The organism is Sphingomonas sp. Mn802worker (genome assembly GCF_000382485.1).
Classification (GTDB): Bacteria; Pseudomonadota; Alphaproteobacteria; order Sphingomonadales; family Sphingomonadaceae; genus Sphingomonas.
Genome location: NZ_AORY01000005.1, coordinates 109,439 through 127,540, shown reverse-complemented (window position 1 = coordinate 127,540; position 18,102 = coordinate 109,439). Strand labels below are relative to the sequence as shown.

17 protein-coding genes, 1 tRNA gene and 1 pseudogene are annotated in these 18,102 nt (G+C 63.2%); 10 read left to right on the top strand and 9 right to left on the bottom strand.

Going from position 1 to position 18,102, the window contains the following annotated elements:
• The first annotated feature begins 13 nt into the window (after positions 1-13).
• The 5 genes from SMN802W_RS0107485 (at position 14) to SMN802W_RS0107465 (ending at position 4,968) form a co-directional block, all read left to right on the top strand.
• A complete protein-coding gene (locus SMN802W_RS0107485; protein WP_019516286.1) occupies positions 14-1,279 on the top strand; it encodes a DUF445 domain-containing protein in 1,266 nt (421 codons plus the stop codon).
• Positions 1,280-1,359: 80 nt separating this feature from the next.
• Positions 1,360-2,457, top strand: coding sequence for an ABC transporter permease (locus SMN802W_RS0107480; protein ID WP_026325873.1), 1,098 nt, complete (start codon positions 1,360-1,362; stop codon positions 2,455-2,457).
• Entirely contained in the window at positions 2,457-3,410 is a 954-nt protein-coding gene (locus SMN802W_RS16645; RefSeq protein WP_019516284.1) for an ABC transporter ATP-binding protein, read from the top strand. Before SMN802W_RS0107480 ends, SMN802W_RS16645 begins: the two co-directional genes overlap by 1 nt.
• Positions 3,410-4,372: an MlaD family protein gene (locus SMN802W_RS0107470; RefSeq protein ID WP_019516283.1), complete on the top strand. Its 963-nt coding sequence runs from the start codon at positions 3,410-3,412 to the stop codon at positions 4,370-4,372. Before SMN802W_RS16645 ends, SMN802W_RS0107470 begins: the two co-directional genes overlap by 1 nt.
• A gap of 2 nt (positions 4,373-4,374) precedes the next feature.
• Positions 4,375-4,968 carry an ABC-type transport auxiliary lipoprotein family protein gene (locus SMN802W_RS0107465; protein ID WP_019516282.1) on the top strand — a complete coding sequence of 198 codons (594 nt, stop codon included), beginning with the start codon at positions 4,375-4,377 and terminating at the stop codon, positions 4,966-4,968.
• Positions 4,969-5,045: 77 nt separating this feature from the next.
• On the opposite strand, the gene SMN802W_RS0107460 is transcribed toward SMN802W_RS0107465, so the two are convergent.
• Positions 5,046-6,002, bottom strand: a complete 957-nt coding sequence (locus SMN802W_RS0107460) for a peptidylprolyl isomerase (protein WP_019516281.1) — start codon at positions 6,000-6,002, stop codon at positions 5,046-5,048.
• 87 nt (positions 6,003-6,089) lie between these two features.
• Here SMN802W_RS0107460 and SMN802W_RS0107455 point away from each other — a divergent pair.
• Positions 6,090-6,180 (top strand) — tRNA-Ser (locus SMN802W_RS0107455).
• A gap of 312 nt (positions 6,181-6,492) precedes the next feature.
• On the opposite strand, the gene SMN802W_RS18205 is transcribed toward SMN802W_RS0107455, so the two are convergent.
• Positions 6,493-6,678: a hypothetical protein gene (locus tag SMN802W_RS18205; protein ID WP_156818775.1), complete on the bottom strand. Its 186-nt coding sequence runs from the start codon at positions 6,676-6,678 to the stop codon at positions 6,493-6,495.
• 687 nt (positions 6,679-7,365) lie between these two features.
• Between SMN802W_RS18205 and SMN802W_RS17555 the strand changes: the two genes are divergently transcribed.
• Both SMN802W_RS17555 and SMN802W_RS18900 read left to right on the top strand, forming a co-directional pair.
• Positions 7,366-7,641 carry a transposase gene (locus tag SMN802W_RS17555; protein ID WP_156818774.1) on the top strand — a complete coding sequence of 92 codons (276 nt, stop codon included), beginning with the start codon at positions 7,366-7,368 and terminating at the stop codon, positions 7,639-7,641.
• A 12-nt stretch (positions 7,642-7,653) separates the two neighbouring features.
• A pseudogene (locus SMN802W_RS18900) lies at positions 7,654-7,782 on the top strand (IS6 family transposase); the annotation flags it as partial.
• Between the two features lie 54 nt (positions 7,783-7,836).
• On the opposite strand, the gene SMN802W_RS0107435 reads toward SMN802W_RS18900, so the two are convergent.
• Complete coding sequence (locus tag SMN802W_RS0107435; RefSeq protein ID WP_026325872.1) at positions 7,837-9,225, bottom strand: glycoside hydrolase family 47 protein; 1,389 nt, start codon at positions 9,223-9,225, stop codon at positions 7,837-7,839.
• 204 nt (positions 9,226-9,429) lie between these two features.
• Between SMN802W_RS0107435 and SMN802W_RS0107430 the strand changes: the two genes are divergently transcribed.
• Both SMN802W_RS0107430 and SMN802W_RS0107425 read left to right on the top strand, forming a co-directional pair.
• On the top strand, positions 9,430-10,215 hold the full coding sequence (locus SMN802W_RS0107430) for a serine hydrolase (protein ID WP_037523612.1): 786 nt from the start codon (positions 9,430-9,432) through the stop codon (positions 10,213-10,215).
• 150 nt (positions 10,216-10,365) lie between these two features.
• The gene (locus tag SMN802W_RS0107425) at positions 10,366-11,622 is read left to right on the top strand and encodes a DUF2254 domain-containing protein (RefSeq protein ID WP_156818773.1); all 1,257 of its coding nucleotides are present in this window, start codon (positions 10,366-10,368) and stop codon (positions 11,620-11,622) included.
• A gap of 411 nt (positions 11,623-12,033) precedes the next feature.
• Here SMN802W_RS0107425 and SMN802W_RS0107420 read toward each other — a convergent pair whose 3' ends face one another.
• The 6 genes from SMN802W_RS0107420 to SMN802W_RS0107395 all read right to left on the bottom strand — a co-directional run bounded on the left by SMN802W_RS0107420 (position 12,034) and on the right by SMN802W_RS0107395 (position 18,043).
• A complete protein-coding gene (locus tag SMN802W_RS0107420) occupies positions 12,034-13,302 on the bottom strand; it encodes a pilus assembly protein TadG-related protein (protein ID WP_019516274.1) in 1,269 nt (422 codons plus the stop codon).
• A gap of 78 nt (positions 13,303-13,380) precedes the next feature.
• Entirely contained in the window at positions 13,381-13,923 is a 543-nt protein-coding gene (locus SMN802W_RS0107415) for a TadE/TadG family type IV pilus assembly protein (RefSeq protein ID WP_162140006.1), read from the bottom strand.
• A 20-nt stretch (positions 13,924-13,943) separates the two neighbouring features.
• Complete coding sequence (locus SMN802W_RS0107410) at positions 13,944-14,537, bottom strand: TadE/TadG family type IV pilus assembly protein (RefSeq protein ID WP_019516272.1); 594 nt, start codon at positions 14,535-14,537, stop codon at positions 13,944-13,946.
• 385 nt (positions 14,538-14,922) lie between these two features.
• Positions 14,923-15,561, bottom strand: a complete 639-nt coding sequence (locus tag SMN802W_RS0107405) for a TadE/TadG family type IV pilus assembly protein (protein WP_238560139.1) — start codon at positions 15,559-15,561, stop codon at positions 14,923-14,925.
• An 8-nt stretch (positions 15,562-15,569) separates the two neighbouring features.
• A complete protein-coding gene (locus SMN802W_RS0107400) occupies positions 15,570-16,148 on the bottom strand; it encodes a TadE/TadG family type IV pilus assembly protein (RefSeq protein ID WP_238560138.1) in 579 nt (192 codons plus the stop codon).
• Entirely contained in the window at positions 16,148-18,043 is a 1,896-nt protein-coding gene (locus tag SMN802W_RS0107395) for a TadE/TadG family type IV pilus assembly protein (RefSeq protein ID WP_019516269.1), read from the bottom strand. The genes SMN802W_RS0107400 and SMN802W_RS0107395 overlap by 1 nt, the downstream gene beginning before the upstream one ends.
• Positions 18,044-18,102 lie beyond the last annotated feature (59 nt).

Genomic DNA, 18,102 nt, shown 5'->3' with positions numbered 1-18,102 from the left:
CTTTGATCAACGGATGACGATCGCCAGCCGCCGCCGACTACCGCGCCCGCCGGTACCACCGGGCCTGCGCCGGATGCGGTTGATCGCGACCGGTCTGCTCGTCGTCATGGCAGTGACCTTTGTCGTCACAAGGTCGCTACAGCCGCTCCACCCCGCCTGGGGCTTCGTGCGCGCGTTCAGCGAGGCGGCGATGGTCGGCGGCCTCGCCGATTGGTTTGCGGTCACCGCATTGTTCCGCCACCCGCTGGCGCTGCCGATCCCGCACACCGCGATCATCCCGCGCAACAAGGATCGGATCGGCGATCAGTTGGCGACCTTCCTGCGAGATTATTTCCTGATCCCCTCGGTCGTCGCGAGGCGGATGGCGCGGATCGACGTCGCGTCGGCAGCCGGGCGCTGGCTCGCCAATCCGCAAGGATCGGGCGGGCGGCTGGCGCGCGGGACCTCGCGGCTGGCGGTTGAGATATTGCAGGAGCTCGACCAAGAGCGGCTGGGCGGCATGGTCCGCGCGATGCTGGTGTCGCGCGTGCGCGAGACCGAGCTGTCGCCGATGATCGGGCGCGCGCTGTCCGCCGCAGTGGCGGAGGATCGGCACCTCCCCGTGCTCGACAGCCTGATCGGCTGGGGCCGCGATGCGCTGCGCAGCAATGAGGATCTGATCCGTGCGATGGTGCACGACCGCGCGGGCTCGATCCTGCGCTGGACCGGCCTCGACGAGACGCTTGCCAACAAACTGATCGATGGGCTCGACAAGCTGATCGGCGACATCGCTGAGAACCGCGAACATCCGCTGCGACGGAAGGCCGAGGAAGGTCTCGCGCAACTGGCGCACGACCTCCAACACACGCCGGAGATGCGCGACAAGGTCGAACGGCTGAAGATCGAGCTGCTCGAGAACCCGGCGATGCAGGACTGGATCAACGGCCTGTGGGAGCAGGCGCGTGCCGCGATGCTCAGGATGGCGCGCGATCCGCAGGCGCTCTTGTCGGGCAAGTTCGGCGAGGCGTTGCAGCAGCTCGGCCACACGTTGGAGCGCGATCCCCGACTCGGGCGCACGATCAACCGGTTCGTGCGCCGCGCCGTCGTCGGCGCCGCGGCCGATTACGGCGACACGATCGTCCGGCTGGTGTCGGAGACGGTGCGCGGCTGGGACACGCGCACCATCACCGAGCGGCTGGAGAATGCGGTCGGCAAGGATCTGCAATTCATCCGCGTCAACGGCACGCTGGTCGGCGGTCTTGTCGGTGTGTTGATCCACACGGTCGACGTGTTGTTGTAAGCTGCGATGATTCCATAAGCGGAACGATCGTTCTCTTGAAACGCTTGTGACATGATGAGCTTTGCCGCATGGATCGACGCATGAGCGCGGCAGCCGATTTCACCGACGATGCGGGGGTGATCCGCTTCTCCGGCGACCTGTCGCTGGCGCGTCTCGGCACTTTGCCCGACCGCCTGTCGCAGCACGATGGCGCGGTGAAGGCGATCGATCTGTCCGAGATCAACCGCATCGACACGATCGGTGCCTGGGTCATCCATCGCTTCGCGCGTGACAAGGATGCGCAGGTTCACGGATTGAGCGGCGACAGTCGCACGCTCTTCGAACATGTCGAGGCCGCCGACCAGCCGGTGCAGATGCGACCGACCCGCGTCGCGCCGTTTCGCCGCGTTATGGGCGAGATCGGCGACGCGGTGGTGCTGGCGGGGCAAACCGCGATCGGGCTGCTCGGCTTCATGGGCGCGACGGTCGTCTCGCTTGGCACCGTGATCCGCCATCCCAGTCGCTTCCGCTTCAACGCGGTGGTGCAGCGCTTCGAGGTGGTCGGCGTATCCGCGCTCGGCATCATCGGGCTGATGAGCTTCCTGATCGGCATCGTCATCGCGCAACAGGGCGCGGTGCAGCTGCGGCAGTTCGGCGCGGAGGCGTTCACGATCAATCTGGTCGGGCGCATCACCTTGCGCGAACTGGGCGTGCTGATGACCGCGATCATGGTCGCGGGGCGATCCGGCTCGGCGTTCGCGGCGCAGCTCGGCACCATGAAGCTGACGGAGGAGGTCGACGCGCTACGCGTCATCGGCGTCTCGCCGATGGAGGCGCTGGTGCTACCGCGCACGATTGCGTCGATCGTGCTGATGCCGCTGCTCGGCTTCTACGCGTCGGTCATCTCGATCATCGGCGGCGGCGTGTTGTGCTGGCTGTCGCTCGACATCCCGCCCGCCGCCTATGTCACGCGCATTCGCGAGGTGGTGCCGATCACCGATCTGTTTGTCGGGCTGATCAAGGCGCCCGTGTTTGGTGCGATCATCGCGATCGCCGGCTGCTTCCAAGGAATGCAGGTGAAGGGCGATGCCGAGCAGGTCGGCCTGCGCACCACCTCCGCGGTGGTGCAGGCGATCTTCATGGTGATCGTGCTCGACGCATTCTTCGCCGTCTTCTTTGAACAGATCGGGTGGCTGTGATGGCGGACGCCGACGATCACATCATCCGCATCAAGGGGCTGGTCAACCGCTTCGGCGACCAGACCGTCCACGACGGGCTCGACCTAGACGTACGCCGTGGTGAGATCTTGGGCGTGGTCGGCGGATCGGGGACGGGCAAGTCGGTGCTGATGCGCTCGATCATCGGGTTGCAGACGCCGGAGGCGGGCGAGGTCGAGGTGTTCGGCGAACCCACGCTCGGCCGCGACGAAACCGAGACGCTCGACATCCGGCGCCGCTGGGGCGTGCTGTTCCAGGGCGGGGCATTGTTCTCGACGCTGACGGTGGCGGAGAACGTGCAGGTGCCCTTGCGCGAATTCTATCCCGACCTCGACCTCGCGCTGCTCGATGAAATCGCGTCGTACAAGGTGGTGATGACCGGGCTGCCCGCCGATGCGGGACCCAAGTATCCGGCCGAATTGTCGGGCGGGATGCGCAAGCGTGCCGGGCTCGCGCGGGCGCTGGCGCTCGATCCCGAGCTCCTGTTCCTCGACGAGCCGACTGCCGGGCTCGATCCGATTGGCGCGGCGGCGTTTGACCAGCTGACGCAAGGGTTGCAGCGCACGCTGGGGCTGACCGTGTTCCTGATCACGCACGATCTCGATACGCTTTACGCGATCTGCGACCGCGTTGCGGTGCTCGCCGACAAGAAAGTGATTGCGGTCGGCACGATCCCCGAACTGCTCGCCACCGACCATCCGTGGATCCAGGAATATTTCAACGGTCCGCGCGGGCGCGCCGCGGTGGACGCGCAAGGTCGTGCCGAGGATGGACAACCTCACTCGGCTGAGGGCGACGCACGCGCGCATCCGACCGAGGTGATGCGCCGCGTCGATGGGCAGCGCACGCAAGGGTCGCTCGCCGACAATGCCGCACGCGGGGCGTCTGGCGGCGGCGTGTCCGTCGACGCCGCGCGCACAACAGGGACCAAGTGATGGAAACGCGATCGAACCACGTCCTCGTCGGTGCCGTCGTGCTGATCCTGCTGGCGATGCTGGCGATCTTCACCGTGTGGATCGCGCGCTTCGGCGGCACGGAGGAGCATGAGTATGATATCTTCTTCCGTCAGTCGGTCGATGGGCTGGCGACGGGATCGTCGGTGACCTTCTCTGGCGTACCGGCGGGGCAGGTGAAATCGATCTCGCTGTGGCAGCCCGATCCGCAATATGTCCGCGTCCGCGTCAGCCTGAAACAGGATATTCCGGTGCTGCGTGGCACGACCGCGACGATCCAGGGCAGCTTCACCGGCACCAGCACGGTCAGCCTCGATGGCGCGGTCAAGGGTCAGCCGCCGATCACCTGCCCAGATCCCGACCCCAACAAGGTTTGCCCGCTCGGCAAGCCGGTGATTCCGACCAAGACCGGCGGTCTGGGCGCGATCCTCAATTCCGCGCCGCAGCTGCTCGAGCGGTTGTCGACGCTGACCGAGCGGCTGACCGGCATGTTGTCCGACCGCAACCAGGCGTCGATCGCGGGCATCCTCGACAACACCAACCGGCTGTCGGCCGCGCTCGCCGATCGCGGGCCCGAGATCGCCGCCACGCTGGCGCAGACGCGCGTTGCGATCGCGCAGGCGGGTGTTGCGGCGGAACAGATCGGCAATCTGGCGCAGACAACCAACGGCGTGCTCGCCAATGACATTCAGCCAACGATCCAGAACCTGAACGGCGCGATCAAATCGGCGCAGGCGAGCGCGGACACGCTCAACAGTGCGATCGGCGACGCGCGGCCGGGCCTCACCACTTTCTCGAAACAGACGATCCCGCAGATCAACCAGCTGGTTCGCGACCTGCGCGTCACCTCCGCGTCCTTGTCGGCGATCTCCGAACGGGTTGAGCAGGGCGGAGCAAGTTCGCTGATCGGCCAGCAGAAGCTGCCGGACTATAAGGGGAAATAAGCGTGCAGCACTCTCTCCGATTATTTCCGATTGCCGCTGCGCTGGCGCTGTCGGGCTGCATCAGCTTCGGTGCGAAGCCGCCGCCCTCGCTGCTTACACTGAACGCAACGGCGCAGCCGCAACCGGGTCGGACGCAATCCTCCGCCGATGCACGCTCGATCGTGGTGCAGACGCCGGCGGTCTCCACCGCGCTCGCCACCGCGCGCGTCCCGGTGCAGGCGACCGCGGGCACCGTCGCCTACGTCAAGGATGCGCAATGGACCGAGCCGCCCGCCCGCCTGTTCGCGCGGCTGCTATCGGACACGCTGACGGCACGCGCCAACATCGTCGTGCTGAGCCCCGCGCAGTCGGTCAGCGATCCCAGCGGCAATTTGGCGGGCGAGCTCCGTTCGTTCGGGCTCGATGCGCCGACGCGGCAGGCAGTGGTGATCTACGACGCCGCGCTGACGCGCGTGAACGCGACCGCGGTGGAAAAGCGCCGCTTCGAGGCGCGCGTGCCGGTGTCGGCGATCGATGCGGCCTCAGCGGGCGCGTCGCTCAATCAGGCGGCTAATCAGGTCGCAGCAGAGGTGGCGAGCTGGGTGGCGGCGCGTTAGTCGCACAGCATGACTAATTGGCGACCCAAGCGTCGGGCGCGCTAAGGATGCTCGCCGTCGATCGCTGCTAGGCGACGTTACTTTTCCGCCCGCTCTGTCCTGATCGGCACGGGAATGTTGCACACGTCCGCCGCACCCGCCGGCTGCTCGAAGAACGGCGGTTCGCGATTTCGACGTGCCGCGACGTAGCGTGGCCAGGTGGCTCCGGTGGTGGACAGATACGCGTAATGCGGGCGCTCGGCCGCGGGTAGCTCGCTTGCCAACCGGACGCTGGTGATCGCAAGACGCTCGCTCGGCTGCTCGTAGAAGCCGAGATCGCCGGTGCCACGCGGGAGGCTTGACAGGAACTCCATGCCCGCAATCACGCGACCGACAACGGCGATGTTGCGATCGAGGTGACGCGGCGCGTGCCCGATTACGGCGTAGAGTTCGGCACCCGATCCGGTGTCGGGCGCCAGATTTCGACCCACCCCGACACTGCCGTAGCAGTGAACCGGCCAGACGCGTCGCCCCTCGCTCACGCGTTTCGCGTCGCTCGCCAGCGGGAAGCCGCGATACCACAGGATCGCGGGTGCATAGACGTCGGGCGACTGTCCTCCCGCGGCCCAACGTGCGATCGGCTTGGCAAGGCCGTTGGTGTCAGACGCGAGCGACCGCCACGGCGTTGGATAGTCGATGGAGGTCATCGTCCGCAGTCCCGGCGGAAGCGGCTTCTTCTCCGTCGCATCACCCCATTGCGCGACGTAATTGTCCTGCACGCGATTGACGCTGGTGCCATCCCACCAGTGCGCCGCCACCAGTTGTCGGATGTTCGCGACCCATCCGGCGGACAGTGGGCTCGGGATCAACTGGATGACGACACGTCGTACGACCTTCTGCCCCGCCGCCGGTGCGAGCGTCATCACCAACAGTTCATCTGACAGGATCGGTATCCACTCGACCGCGGGCGCTGCCGCCGCGATCTGTCCGGGGCTGGGCGGCGGCGCGTCAACCGAAGCGGCGCCGAACAGTGCGAGAAGGGCGGGGAGCAACATCGGCGCATCTTGCCCCCGCGCCCCAGAGCACGCAACAGCTTGCACAACCGCGCGCCGCCCGGTAGGCGACACCACCCAGCGATATGCGGAGCGGTGGCCGAGTGGTCGAAGGCGCTCGCCTGGAAAGTGAGTATACGGCAAAACCGTATCGAGGGTTCGAATCCCTCCCGCTCCGCCACGCTGCGCTCATAGCGCGTCGTTTCTGCAGCTTCCGCGTGCCACGCGGGCTAGCAGCTTCATCTCACCTCTAAGCATGCACGCAGCCCTGCCGCTTGCGTGTCAGCCGCATGCGGGCTGACTGCGGATGTGTGCTGGGTGCTTCGCATGCAAGCTGGTCAGGCGTGCGCGTCGTCTCAAGCGACAGGCTGCCCGGACACGCGCCCGCGGCGCTCAGGCGAGCGCGATGCGCAGTAGCGCCAAGCTGACGCGCGGCACCGGCGCGTCCGTGAGTGCCCCCGAGCGCAGCCGAAGCTCGGCAGAGGACAGCGCATCAGGCGGCGGTCTCCTCCACGATCGCACTGGCGCGATTGCCGCAGGCGTAGGAGCAGGAGCGCGGGCTGGGCGGCTGGCAGGTGGAGGCACCGGTGCTGGCGGAACTGTTCCTGCTCGCCTCGGGCAGCGCGGTGGCGCTGGCGGAGGTGACCAAAGGGCTGGAGATCGATGAGGACGCGATCACGCGCAACCTACACGATGCGGAATGGGCGACATCGGCGAGAGCGGAGCTATTATCGCGGCGCTGCTGGAGACGATGGACTGACGGCATGGCATTCACGACGCGTAGCGGTGTGCGGCTGGACAGCGCGGTGGAGCGGCCTGTGCTGGTGCTGCTCAACTCGACCGGCACCGATACGGCGCTGTGGGATGCGGCGGTGCCGTTGTTGATCCCTGCGTTCCGATTGCTCAGGATCGACGCGCGAGCATGGCGGGTCGGACACGCCGGTGGAGGACTACCACCTTGCGATACCGGCGGACGATGTCGCCGCGGTAATAGCGGACGTGGGCGTCGTGCGGGCGGCGGTGGCGGGGGTGCCGCTGGACGATCGCACGCGTCCGTTGATCGTGCTGACGATCACCAGTGCGCTGGCGCTGGGAGGAGTTCGCGCTGCACGTCCGCGTCGGGCTGTCGCAGGGCGGGTTCATGCAGGACGAACTGAAGGAAGTGCTGATGCAGGCCGCGATTTGATGCCAGCGTGCCGGCGGCGAACATGGCATTCGCCGAGGCGCAGAAGATCATCGCCGAGCTCGCCTCGTCCAAGTACGAGGGATGAACACACAATGGAGGCATCGTCCCACCAGACGCACCCACTAGTAACTGGGCGGGTCGGGCAACGGCATGCTCCGTGGTCGCAAACCAGCTTCGCCGTTGCGCTACGTCAACTCATCATCTGCGGAGATTCGGCTGGCCGTGCTCATGTACATGCGCTGTCCGCCGAGCCTGAGCAACATACAGGACCTGCTGTTTGAGTGTGGGATCGACATCTGCCATGAGACGGTACGGCCGTGGCGCAACAAGTTCAGTTCGTTGTTCGCAGGTGACATCCGGCGCCAGCGGATCAGCCGCATGCGTGGTTGTCGTCGCTGGCGCTGGCACCTGGACGCGAAGGGCGCGAAGCTGAACGGCGGAAAGGTCTGTCCGTGACGAGCGGTCGACCGCGAGGGCGAGGTGCCGGAGAGCTATGTCGCCAAAACGCGCGACAAGGGTGCGGCGCTCGCTTTCGCGACGAAGGCAATGAAGCACCCCGACTCGGCCCGATCGATCACCACCGACGGCCTGCGCATCAGCCGCAGCACGCGCTTTGAGCGCGTGCTGCGTGATTGCTCACTCAAACAAACGTCAACCAAGCTCGCGTTTGAAGCCTTTCAGCACGTTACCCTCGGTCGACAGGTAATTGTCGTGATAGTCGAATCGCACCGTGTCCGAGAACATCAGATAATAATATTTCATTTGCTCGGACCACCAATAACCCGGACAGTGATCTGCCTGACGCTTGGGCGAGGCGGTCACGTCGGCAAGGTCGGTGTAGCCGAATTGCGCCTTGTTCCACCGCTTCATCGCTTCGAAATGCAGGCGCCCGATCTCACGCCAACGTGGATCACGATTGATGAGCCACAGATTGAACGCTGCGTCGATCAGCTCGGGACGCAAGGCGTTGGTGACCTGCGTCGGCTTCGAGGCCGCATAGTCGTAGCCTTCGGGCAGAACCCCGTATCGAGCCTGCACCTTGGCCCAGCTTTCGGTATACGCAGCGCCTTGCTGAATGGCGCCACCCTGCGCAAGCAAGCCACCGTAGAAGGAGGCGAGTTCGTCCTGCTCCGTGCTTACAATCGCGCCAGTCTCGAAATCGACATCGGCGATCCAGAAGTTGCCATCCTTCCAGACCTGCTGGTGCTTCAGAATGGCGGCGGTGCACACGTCGTACATGCGCTTGCAATCGGCATCGCCGAACAGCTGCCAGCTATCCCACAAATATTCGAAGAAGCTGTCGCAATAGGACCCGACGGTCGCGGTACGCGACTGCCATTCTCCGGTCAGCACGTCGATCTTCGTCGCCACCAGATCTAGCCGTGATCGGCGATCGAACACCGCCACGATCGCCCGGCGGGCCGCGGCGGCGTATCTCGGGTCGCCGGTCAGGCGACTCAGCGTACCCCATTCAGGTAGGTAGGTGGCGATGTCCGCGGGGCTGGTGACGGGTTCGCGCACCGAGCCGGTCTTCAGGTTGACGAAGCGGTACGGCATTCCGGTCGGCGTTGCGAACGCTGGCAGCAGCCGGTCCGCGAGATCGCGTGCCTTGGCGAGAAGGACGGCATCGCCGCAGGCCAGATGCGCGGACAGCAAACCGCCGACAAGCCGGATCGACGTCTCGAACACCGACACCTCGCCATCGACGTTCGGGTCGAAGCTGGTTTTTACCCAATCCACACCGTCCTGGAATTGCGTGTCCAGGCCCATTAGCCACAGCGTGTCCAGCGCCTCGATCAGGCTGAGACCCAGATGACGCGTCTTGAGCGGAAAGCTGGAAAAGGTGCCGCTGACCGGCTTGATTTCGTCCTTGCCCCAGGCGCGCTGCCGGTAATGATCCCAGGCCCACGCCATCTGCGTTCTGACGTCATTGGCGAGCGCGTGCCAGTTTGGACTCGTCCATGCGCCCGCCATGTCCGATCGGCCTGCGGCTGCGAGTCCGGCAGTGACGCCCAGCAACGTTCGCCTGTTCACGTTCATGTGATCGCCCTCCGCCTACGTTCCCACATGACGGCGTCGGCCTGAAGTGTCTATCGTGTGCGGGCCCGACCCCGGTATAGACGTGCGAGCGCCGATTTGTCTGGCGTCCGCCGAGACCGTAGAGCCAAGCCGATCATGCGCATCATCTTGCCGTTCCGATTCCTCCTTGCTGGCGTGGGCATCGGCCTTTTGTCGACGCCGGCGATGGCTACCTCGTCCGATCTCGTCACGCTGGAGAACGAGCTCAGGACGTTGGTGGGCGGCCGATCGGGCGAATATGGCGTCGCCGCGCTCGATCTTCGCGATGGGGCAAGTGTTGCGGTGAACGGCGACATTGCCTTCGCGATGGCAAGTACCGTCAAGCTCGCGATCGCCGCCGTCTTCTTGGCGGATGTCGATGCGGGCCGCCGCAGCCTCGACGACCATGTCGCCGGGCGTCCGGCGAGCGGCGTCATGGAGCTGATGATCGTGCGAAGCGATAATCAGGCGGCCGATCAGCTTCTCGCCGCTGTGGGTGGGCCGGGTGTCGTTCAACAATGGCTGGACGCGCACGGTTTTGCCGGCATTCGCGTCGACCGGACCATTGCGCAGCTGCTGCGTGAACGCGGTCACCTGGCCGATGTGAAGGATGTCGCGACGCCGATTGCGATGGTTGCGCTGTTGAGCAGGCTAGAGGATGCCACGGTACTGACAGCGCGCAGCAGCGGGTTCCTGTTTGGTCTTATGCGCCGTTGTTCGACGGGCACGCGCCGCATCCGGGCGCTGCTGCCGCCGGGCACTACGGTCGAGGACAAGACCGGCACGCTTGACGGCGTCACCAACGACGTCGGGTTCATCACCATGCCAGACGGCCACCGCGTCGCAATCGCGATCTTCGCGCGCGGGGGGCGTGACCGCCAGCCCGGCATCGCCGCCATCGCGCGGCTGGTCTACGACCGTTTCGCCGACACCACGCGTAACGCACTCGCGGTTTTCATGGATTTGCGTTGATCGGCCATCTTCCGCTCGGATAGTTTGAACATGGCAAGAACAGAACCTGTTGGACGAGCGGCTGGTCATGCAAGCCAGCCGAACCCACCCATCCACTTGGGCTGTAGCCTTTGCGGCCCCGCGGCTTCAAGCGGAGCCTGCTAAGGTGACATGCGGCAGGAAAAGGGAGCAAAAGTCGGGATGATTTCCCAAGCTCGCGTCGTTTGGCTCGTCCGTCGTGTCGCTCGGAAAATCTGGTTCCGTGCCGCGCTCATCAGTGCAGCCAGCGTGATTGTTGCCGCCTTTGCCGGCATCGTCGCACGCGCGGTGCCTTATCATTTTACCGGCGACATCGGCCAGGACGCGGTCGGCACGGTGCTGGAGATCATCGCCTCGTCGATGCTGGCGGTTACCACCTTCTCGCTGACGGCGATGGTCAGCGCATATTCGTCCGCCACCCAGCTGGCGACGCCCCGAGCAACGCAATTGCTCATCTCCGATCGCATGTCGCAGAACGCGCTGTCGACGTTTCTGGGGGCGTTCATCTTCGCCATCGTCGGCATTATCGGGCTGCAGACGCGGTTATATGGCGGACAAGGGCGTGTGCTGCTGCTGATTGCCACCGTGTTCCTTGTCGCGTTGGTTGTGGTGACCTTGCTGCGCTGGATCGCGCATTTGGCCGCGTTCGGACGTATGTCGGACGTGATCGACCGGGTAGAGGATGCCGCGCGTTCGGCGATGCTGGTCTTCGCGAAAGACCCTCATGGTGGCGGCAGGCCAGCGGAGCCGCTTCCTGCCGACGCGCGACCGGTCTTGTCCGAGACAATCGGTTACGTGACGCACATCGACGTCGGTCATCTGTCGTCATGGTCACAGCGCCATGGCATCGCCGTTCATGTCGCGGCCATCCCGGGTACGTTGGTGCACAAAGGACGTGCGTTATTTCACGTGGTCGGAAGCGACAACCAATACGATCGCGAACTCGCTGGGGCGTTCACGATCGAGCGGCACCGCGACTTTGATCATGACCCCCGGCTTGGCCTTGTTGCTCTGGGGGAGATCGCGGGGCGCGCGCTTGCACCGGCGACCAACGACCCAGGCACCGCGATCGAGGTCTTGAATGCCCTGCTGCGCACGTTGAGCGAACTGCCTGCGGACGCAGCCAAAACGATCGGTGATCTGCCGCCGGTCTACGTGCCCCGTCCCTCCATCGAAGAGCTGGTTCGCGCAGGTTTTGCCCCGATCGTGCGCGAAGGTGCGGGTGAAGAAGAGGTTGCGATACGCACCTTCAAGGTGTTGGCGGCCCTTGGTGACGCGTTGCCTCATGCTCGTGAGATCACGCAGGCGTTGGCCAGCGAGCTGCAGGACAATGTGGAATGCGCGATGCGTGGCAAGGCTGCCATTGCCAGAACTCTCGCTATCCATTGAGGTCGAGGCCGTAACCATTGAGCGATGTGTCTCGTGCTCAGTAATAACCGGTTGGTTGCTGAAAAGGCGAATAGAGGCGTGAGCGACCGCAATCGGGTCCATGCCGGCCCTGACGAAGAGGTCTACGCTCGCCGCTGTGTTGTCATTCTTGCCAAGATCTAAAATGCCGAAAGTGCGTTCGGCAGCGCGAAGTCGGGAGTTGTATAACGCATCAAAGTGCAGGGTACGATCGTGCGGCACTGTATGGGCGGCCAGGCGAGTCGGTTACGAGGAAAACTATTGGGAACCAAGCTTAGAGGTTTGAACACCTATTTCCGACAGCAGTCATTCTTATAACACACTAAAAATACGTCTGAGTCAGGCGTGACGTTTAGTCGGAAGAGCTCGCTTGCTTCTCTGATACGTCAGTCTTTAATTAACCAGCCGCGCCGTTTTCAGAGCGCGCTGAAATAGCTGGGATGCCGACGATGCGAGATCGTCATGCACTTTCACTTCATGGAACAGCCCGGGGGAGGCACAAGCCGTCAGTGCCGGACTGATGACGTCTTTAGGTGTCAGGAACGGGTCGCGGACACGCGTGATAGCCCAGTCGCCTGTCGCCGATTCGGGCAGATACGCCGTGTAAAGAACGGCCAGCAGAATACCGCGGGCCTTGATCTTGTCGCATAATTCCACCGGGATCGGCCCCATCGTGCGTCCATTTGTGCCGCTCACCTCGTCGCGCATCCCATCGGTGATGAGCATCGCTACCGCTCGTGGCCGGTCGCTCGCATTGTTCGTTCCTTCTCCAGGAGCTGGAATGGCTGCGTTCAACCCGTTCATCGCCGCGGTGAAGTTGGTGGCCTGACTGTCGTCGTCGACGTCGCAAAGGCGTCCATAGCCTGTGCAATAAGCGAGCGGCTTCGCATCGGCAACGTGGGCCTTCACCTGATCGAGGTCGGGATCGACCCAGGCGTTATCGAGCTGGGCATATTGCGGCCAGATGCGCCGGAATGTATAGTCGAAACTGTAGATGCCGGCCCGGTACGTCGTGCCCGAGTCCTTCGAGGCATCTTTGGCTATGCCCATCAATCGTTGAACGGCTTCGATCACGACGTCGTAGCGAAGGGTGATGTTCTGCGACCTCGCGATGTCGAGATTGCTGCGAGGGTTGCTCGTTTCGTGGCAGGCGAACGCACAGCCATTGGTTGCGGCACGTAAGCGAGCGATGTCCCCCTCTGTTGATGCAATCAGCATCGAGGGCGACGTGTCGATCAACATGTAGAAGTCTGTCTTTGGCGCAGCCGAAGTCGACGCCTTGATAGTCCCCGAGACGTAGAAGCGCTCTGCTCCTACGAGCGATGCAAACAGGTTTCGATTGTACCCGGCGAACTTGACCTCGACTTCACGCCCAAGACTTTGTCCCGCCATTTCGGTGACGCGTATATCAAGACCTTCAGGAGCGCTCCAATCTACGACAAGGCCATGATCCTCGAGGTATTTGGCCTGGGATACGAGCAGTCTGCGCGCCCGGGTCGATGCTTCTGCTGCGCTGAGGCCCATCCCCTCGCGCGAGACGGCCATCAACGCGGCAGCATCGGCAAGCGATGTGAGTTTCGTTTGCACGCGTTTCGCGCGCACGTAATCAACCCCGATGCCGATCGTCGTGAGCAGCAACGTGAGCACGAGCGCGAACAACACGAGGACACTTCCGTCCCTCGCGCCAAACAACGTTTTCCGCCGCCGAGCGTCAGGATGCGAGTTGCTTGGGTGTTCCACTCAGGGGCAACCTTGGCACGCGATGACTTTCGACACCCGCGGGCTCATATAAATTCGGTCCGAGAGAGTGATCGGCATCGACAACCCGAATGGTGTCGCCGGGCGCAATACGTATGATGCGTCGGCATAGATCAGGAAACGCCCCTTCTCGGCTAGATCGGCCGGGACGGTGATCGGACTGCCGCTGGCGCGCGATTGGGCGTTGATCGCCTTGCTCCACACGACTGCCGCCGAACCATTTTCGCTAAACTGGATCGCGGTCACCGTCATCGACAGCGCGTCGGCGCGGTATGGCGACACGATCAACTTCGACGACTGTAGAATGTTGTCAAGTTCTCCCGGGTCTGTCGCAATTGTCTGGGAGACGAGATCTGCAACGAAGCGAGTCGCCGCTCCGATCTTGCGCTGGCACGCCATCGCATTCGTCAGTTCAACACTGGAGACATACAGGAGCAGAATGACAGGAAGAACCAGTGCGAACTCGACCATCGCCACGGCGCGGCGCTCTCGCAAGGCCAGGCGCAGCCGGGTGAGCCGATGCACGAGCTTGAGACATTGACGTCTCATGTGCGCGGCAACTCTGACTTGCCCACCCGTGTGGCGATGAGCAGCGAGCCACTTGCTGACTTGGTCCCCCGGACGATCACGCTCAGGGGACTGAGGTTCAAGGGCCACTGATAGACGAGTTTCAAGATGATGATGTCGCCAGGACCGCCGATCTTGAAGCGACCTTCTACCGGCTGTTCCGACGCTGTTTGCTGCTTCGTCTGCGAGGAATTCGAGTAGGACGCCACATCGTACCGAAGGTTGGCGCACTTCATGTACGGCGGCAGATGTTGGCACACATCTTTCAAGAAGCGCCCCCGTCCTTCATCATCCGACGGGTAACTCGCGGTCGTTGACGTTCGAAGCGCCTTTTCGGTAACGGTCTCCAGCGACTCCTGAATGAAAAAGGTGAGGCTCGTTTCAAACAGCCCGAACAGAAGCGCGATCAGAAGTGGAGAAACGATCGCGAATTCCACGATCGTGGCGCCTCGCCGATCCGATAGCAGATGCCGCGCCGTTTTGACCACGCGGGCTATCGCCGGCATGGCCGGCTTGCGCCACTCGAACGGCTGGCAGCCGCCGCCGCCTGGCTGGAACTGAACTTGTTTCATGACGCCCCCGTCGAAACACTTTGGGGTGCTGTACCAGTCATAAAGGTTGGTTTGGAATGCTACACTACGCCAAAGCAGTAGCAATCAACGACAGGCCATGTCCCTTAGTACCAAGTCGCCAGCGTCTACTTGGCAATATAGCTTGTTTTGCGATCTCGTGACACGGGATTAGAAGACTACTGACAAGTTAATCCGCTGTAGGTGTGCCGTGCTCGCTATACCATTGCGCTTGGGGCTGCGCTCAAGTCTAAAGCGCTCGCGTTGACGAAGCGCCGTGTTTCGATCACGACGCCATGTAGCCTCATGTGGCGGCAGGTAGATGCCGAGATGCCGGGCGAAAGATGCCACCCTTCGGTGGTCAGTCCTCAGGCGCGAGAGCGCGAGGTCACAATCCCGACGCGCTCGCGCAATTGTTCTTCGGCGGGAAGCTGGGGTCGGTATTGGGAGTCGTGAAGTCCTTTGATCGCGCGCGGAACATGACCGACCGGGTGATCGCGGGTTTCATGTCCATCATGCCGAATGGGATGGTCGTGAAGATCGGCTGATAATCGTAGCTTACCTGGACGTGGAACAGCACCTCGTCGCGCAACAGCGTCCGCGCGTTGGGCAGCGTCGCGACATCGACCTTCTGTGCGCAGCCGACCAGCGGGGCCGCCTGCGTATAAGCGCCGTCGAAGCGTTGCCATAGGATGGTGTTCTCGATCGTTTTGTCATTGTCCCTGCCGGTGCCCTGCACGCCGGTGATGACGACGCGGCCGTGGTTGCGCAGATCATAGGGCTTCGCGGTCAGGTCGAGCGCGTTGAACAGGTCGTACACCTGTCGCTCGCTGATCCCGACCTCGCCGGTGCCGCTCTGCGCGACCAGGTCGCTCATCATCCCCGCCATGCGCTGCACGCGGTTCGACGCCATGACGTAATTGCCGAACTCGATCGCGGTCAGCGTCACGCCGAGGAATAGCGGCAGACCAAGCGCCATCTCCAGAAACGCGACACCGCGGCGATTGCGCGCGAACGATCGGAGCATGCGCATGCTCACGAGTTGCGCCGCAATGCTTCGTTGCGAACGACGGTCGTCGCGGACAGAGGCTCGGTTCCGTCGCCATAGCCGATCGCCTTGCCGACCATCTGGAACAGGACCGCCTTCGGGTAGGTCACCGTATAGCTGACGACATCGCCCGCTCCGCCCATGACGCCGGTCTTCGGCGTGCTCGGGTCCCATTTACCGTTCTTGTTGCGGTCGACGAACGATTCGCCCTGGTCGTATTTACCGTTCTTGTTGGCATCGGTGTAGATCTCGGGCGTGACCGAGGCGAAGTCGGCGAAGACGGTGGTCGTCACCGTGATCGACTTGCCCGCTGCGGCCGGAAACAGCTTCATCGTGTCGGCGACGCTTTTGCGCATGATCGTCGCGCGGTCGTTCTCGCCCGTCTCCATGCTCGCGGTTGCGGCGCGCGCCGCCTCGATCAGCGCGCCTTCCAGCATCTGTCGTGCGAAGATCAGGTGCCCCATCTCGATCGCGGCGCAGAGCACGAACAGCAGCATCGGCGCGATCAGTGCGAATTCCACGATCGTCACGCCGCGCGTGCAGCGCAGCAGGTTGGTGCGCGGCATCATTTCACCAGGTGCAGGTCAACGAGTTCGGACGCGATATCCTCGAACGCGGCCTTCAGCGTCGCGGCGTCCGAGGTGCGATACACGTGACCGGGCGCGCATTGCTCAAACATGTCGAGCGTGTTCTTGTCGTTGGTTGTCAACGCAACGATGTAGACCTTGGGCGGGTTCTTCTCCTTCTGCAGCGAATTGCATGTCTTGGAGAAGCGCAGTTCCGACTGCCGCGTCAGATCGCCGACGTTCTTGGAAATCGGCGCATCGCCATAATTGCCGTAAAAGGTCCAGGTACGGTTGGCATAACCGTTCGGCGCGGTGCCGAGCGCGGTCTCGCCATCGGTCATGAAGACGAGGGCGCGTTTTGCATCCTCGTTGACCGGGTTGGTGCGCTTGAACACGTCGTCGCGCACCAGCAGGCGATATCCCCACAACAGCCCGGCATGGTGCAACGTGCCGTTGGCCGGATAGATCGCCGCGTTCTTCTTCTCGACGACGTTGGTCCAATAGGCCTTGCTGCGGCCATAGGTGACCGGTTCGGCTTCCTCCGGGCATTGCCAGTTAGGCGAGGGCACCTCGGTCTTGTTGGCATTGCCGTTGTTGGTTGACCCACCCTGTGGGTTGACGTTGTAGACAACTGGATCTTTCCAGTCAGCCTGGAAGCGCGGAATACGCTCGTAATGGACCTCGAATGGCGTTCCCCGATTAGTCGTGAAGTCCCACGACACCAGCAGAGGGTTGTAGTAGCCGCCGCCGACACGTGTGATGACATCGTCATCTGATGTCGTAAGAAAACTGTTTAGTCCAAGATAATATTCGTAGAACCAGCGGCGATATGGGTTGGACGCGAAACTATCCCGGTACCAGTCGGTATTTAGCATCTCCGAGGCGTATTCCTGCGGTAATTTGTAGAGGTTATAGTCGGCCTCTCCACCGGAAAATTTGTAATAGTCGCTTTTCGGATCGCTTACTCTCGAGTCGACATTGACGCCGAACAATGTGCCGGGATTGCTCATCCTGGGCGTGTAGAATGGCGGGACGAAATAGGGTTCGACCAGCGGATGCCCGCCTTCGCCCGGCAGCGTCCGATCGACGTCCCACGCACCGGGCTCACGCGCATTGACGTCCTTGCCAAGGTCGCGAACCGTCGCATCGCCGAACACGCATCCCTTCCACAGCAATGCTTGCGCACCGAGGGCGGCACCATGTTGATTCGCGAGGATATCGTTGAATCCGGTGCGCTGTCTCACCATCGAGCTTGGCAGCAGCTTCCCGACATTGGCGGTGATGTCGTACATCACGAACCCGAGCGCGAGATCGTCGCGGTTGTCCGCGCCCTGGTAGAGGATGTCGAGGAAGCTCTTCGACGCGTCCTTCAACGCGGTGATGCGGGTCTTGGACGGGCTGCCCTTGCTCGCGGGCAGATCGGCTTTCAGCGAGCCCGTGTTGTCGAGGACCATCATGATCTCGAGCGGGTGCGGCTGGATCTCGGCGGTGGCGACCGCGGAGATCTTCTGCTGCTCGACGCCGAATGCGCGCATGAACGTCATTGGGATGTTGACGGTGGCGGTGACGTTGGTCTGGTTGCGCTTGTTCACCGTGGTGAACGTCGGCGTCAGCACAAGGCCGGTAGACCCCATCGAATCGCGCGGGAAGTTGCCGTAGAAATACGCCGCGACCTGCGCATCGCGTGAATTGGGGACGTCGCCCGTGACCGCGTAGGAGCGCGCGCCGGCCAAGGCCGCCGCATCGACGCCGGCCTGCAACGCCGACTTGGCGAGGTACACGCGCCCCATGTCGATCGCAGAGCCGATCGCGCCGATCGCCGGCAGCAATCCCGCCGCCAGCATCGGCAATGCCGCACCCTTTGTATGGCGCAGCAGTGCGCGTATTTTACGCATTGAATGATCCCCTTTGGCGGGAACCGTGCCTTATTGGCGTGAAAAGTCAGTAAACTTGA

Coding starts and splice junctions, on each gene's coding strand:
- SMN802W_RS0107480 (WP_026325873.1), top strand. CDS start 1,360: ATGAGCGCGGCAGCCGATTTCACCGACGATGCGGGGGTGATCCGCTTC.
- SMN802W_RS0107410 (WP_019516272.1), bottom strand. CDS start 14,537: ATGAAACAAGTTCAGTTCCAGCCAGGCGGCGGCGGCTGCCAGCCGTTC.
- SMN802W_RS16645 (WP_019516284.1), top strand. CDS start 2,457: ATGGCGGACGCCGACGATCACATCATCCGCATCAAGGGGCTGGTCAAC.
- SMN802W_RS0107400 (WP_238560138.1), bottom strand. CDS start 16,148: ATGCCGCGCACCAACCTGCTGCGCTGCACGCGCGGCGTGACGATCGTG.
- SMN802W_RS0107395 (WP_019516269.1), bottom strand. CDS start 18,043: ATGCGTAAAATACGCGCACTGCTGCGCCATACAAAGGGTGCGGCATTG.
- SMN802W_RS0107430 (WP_037523612.1), top strand. CDS start 9,430: ATGGCTACCTCGTCCGATCTCGTCACGCTGGAGAACGAGCTCAGGACG.
- SMN802W_RS0107435 (WP_026325872.1), bottom strand. CDS start 9,225: ATGAACGTGAACAGGCGAACGTTGCTGGGCGTCACTGCCGGACTCGCA.
- SMN802W_RS0107405 (WP_238560139.1), bottom strand. CDS start 15,561: ATGCTCCGATCGTTCGCGCGCAATCGCCGCGGTGTCGCGTTTCTGGAG.
- SMN802W_RS0107470 (WP_019516283.1), top strand. CDS start 3,410: ATGGAAACGCGATCGAACCACGTCCTCGTCGGTGCCGTCGTGCTGATC.
- SMN802W_RS0107485 (WP_019516286.1), top strand. CDS start 14: ATGACGATCGCCAGCCGCCGCCGACTACCGCGCCCGCCGGTACCACCG.
- SMN802W_RS0107425 (WP_156818773.1), top strand. CDS start 10,366: ATGCGGCAGGAAAAGGGAGCAAAAGTCGGGATGATTTCCCAAGCTCGC.
- SMN802W_RS0107460 (WP_019516281.1), bottom strand. CDS start 6,002: ATGTTGCTCCCCGCCCTTCTCGCACTGTTCGGCGCCGCTTCGGTTGAC.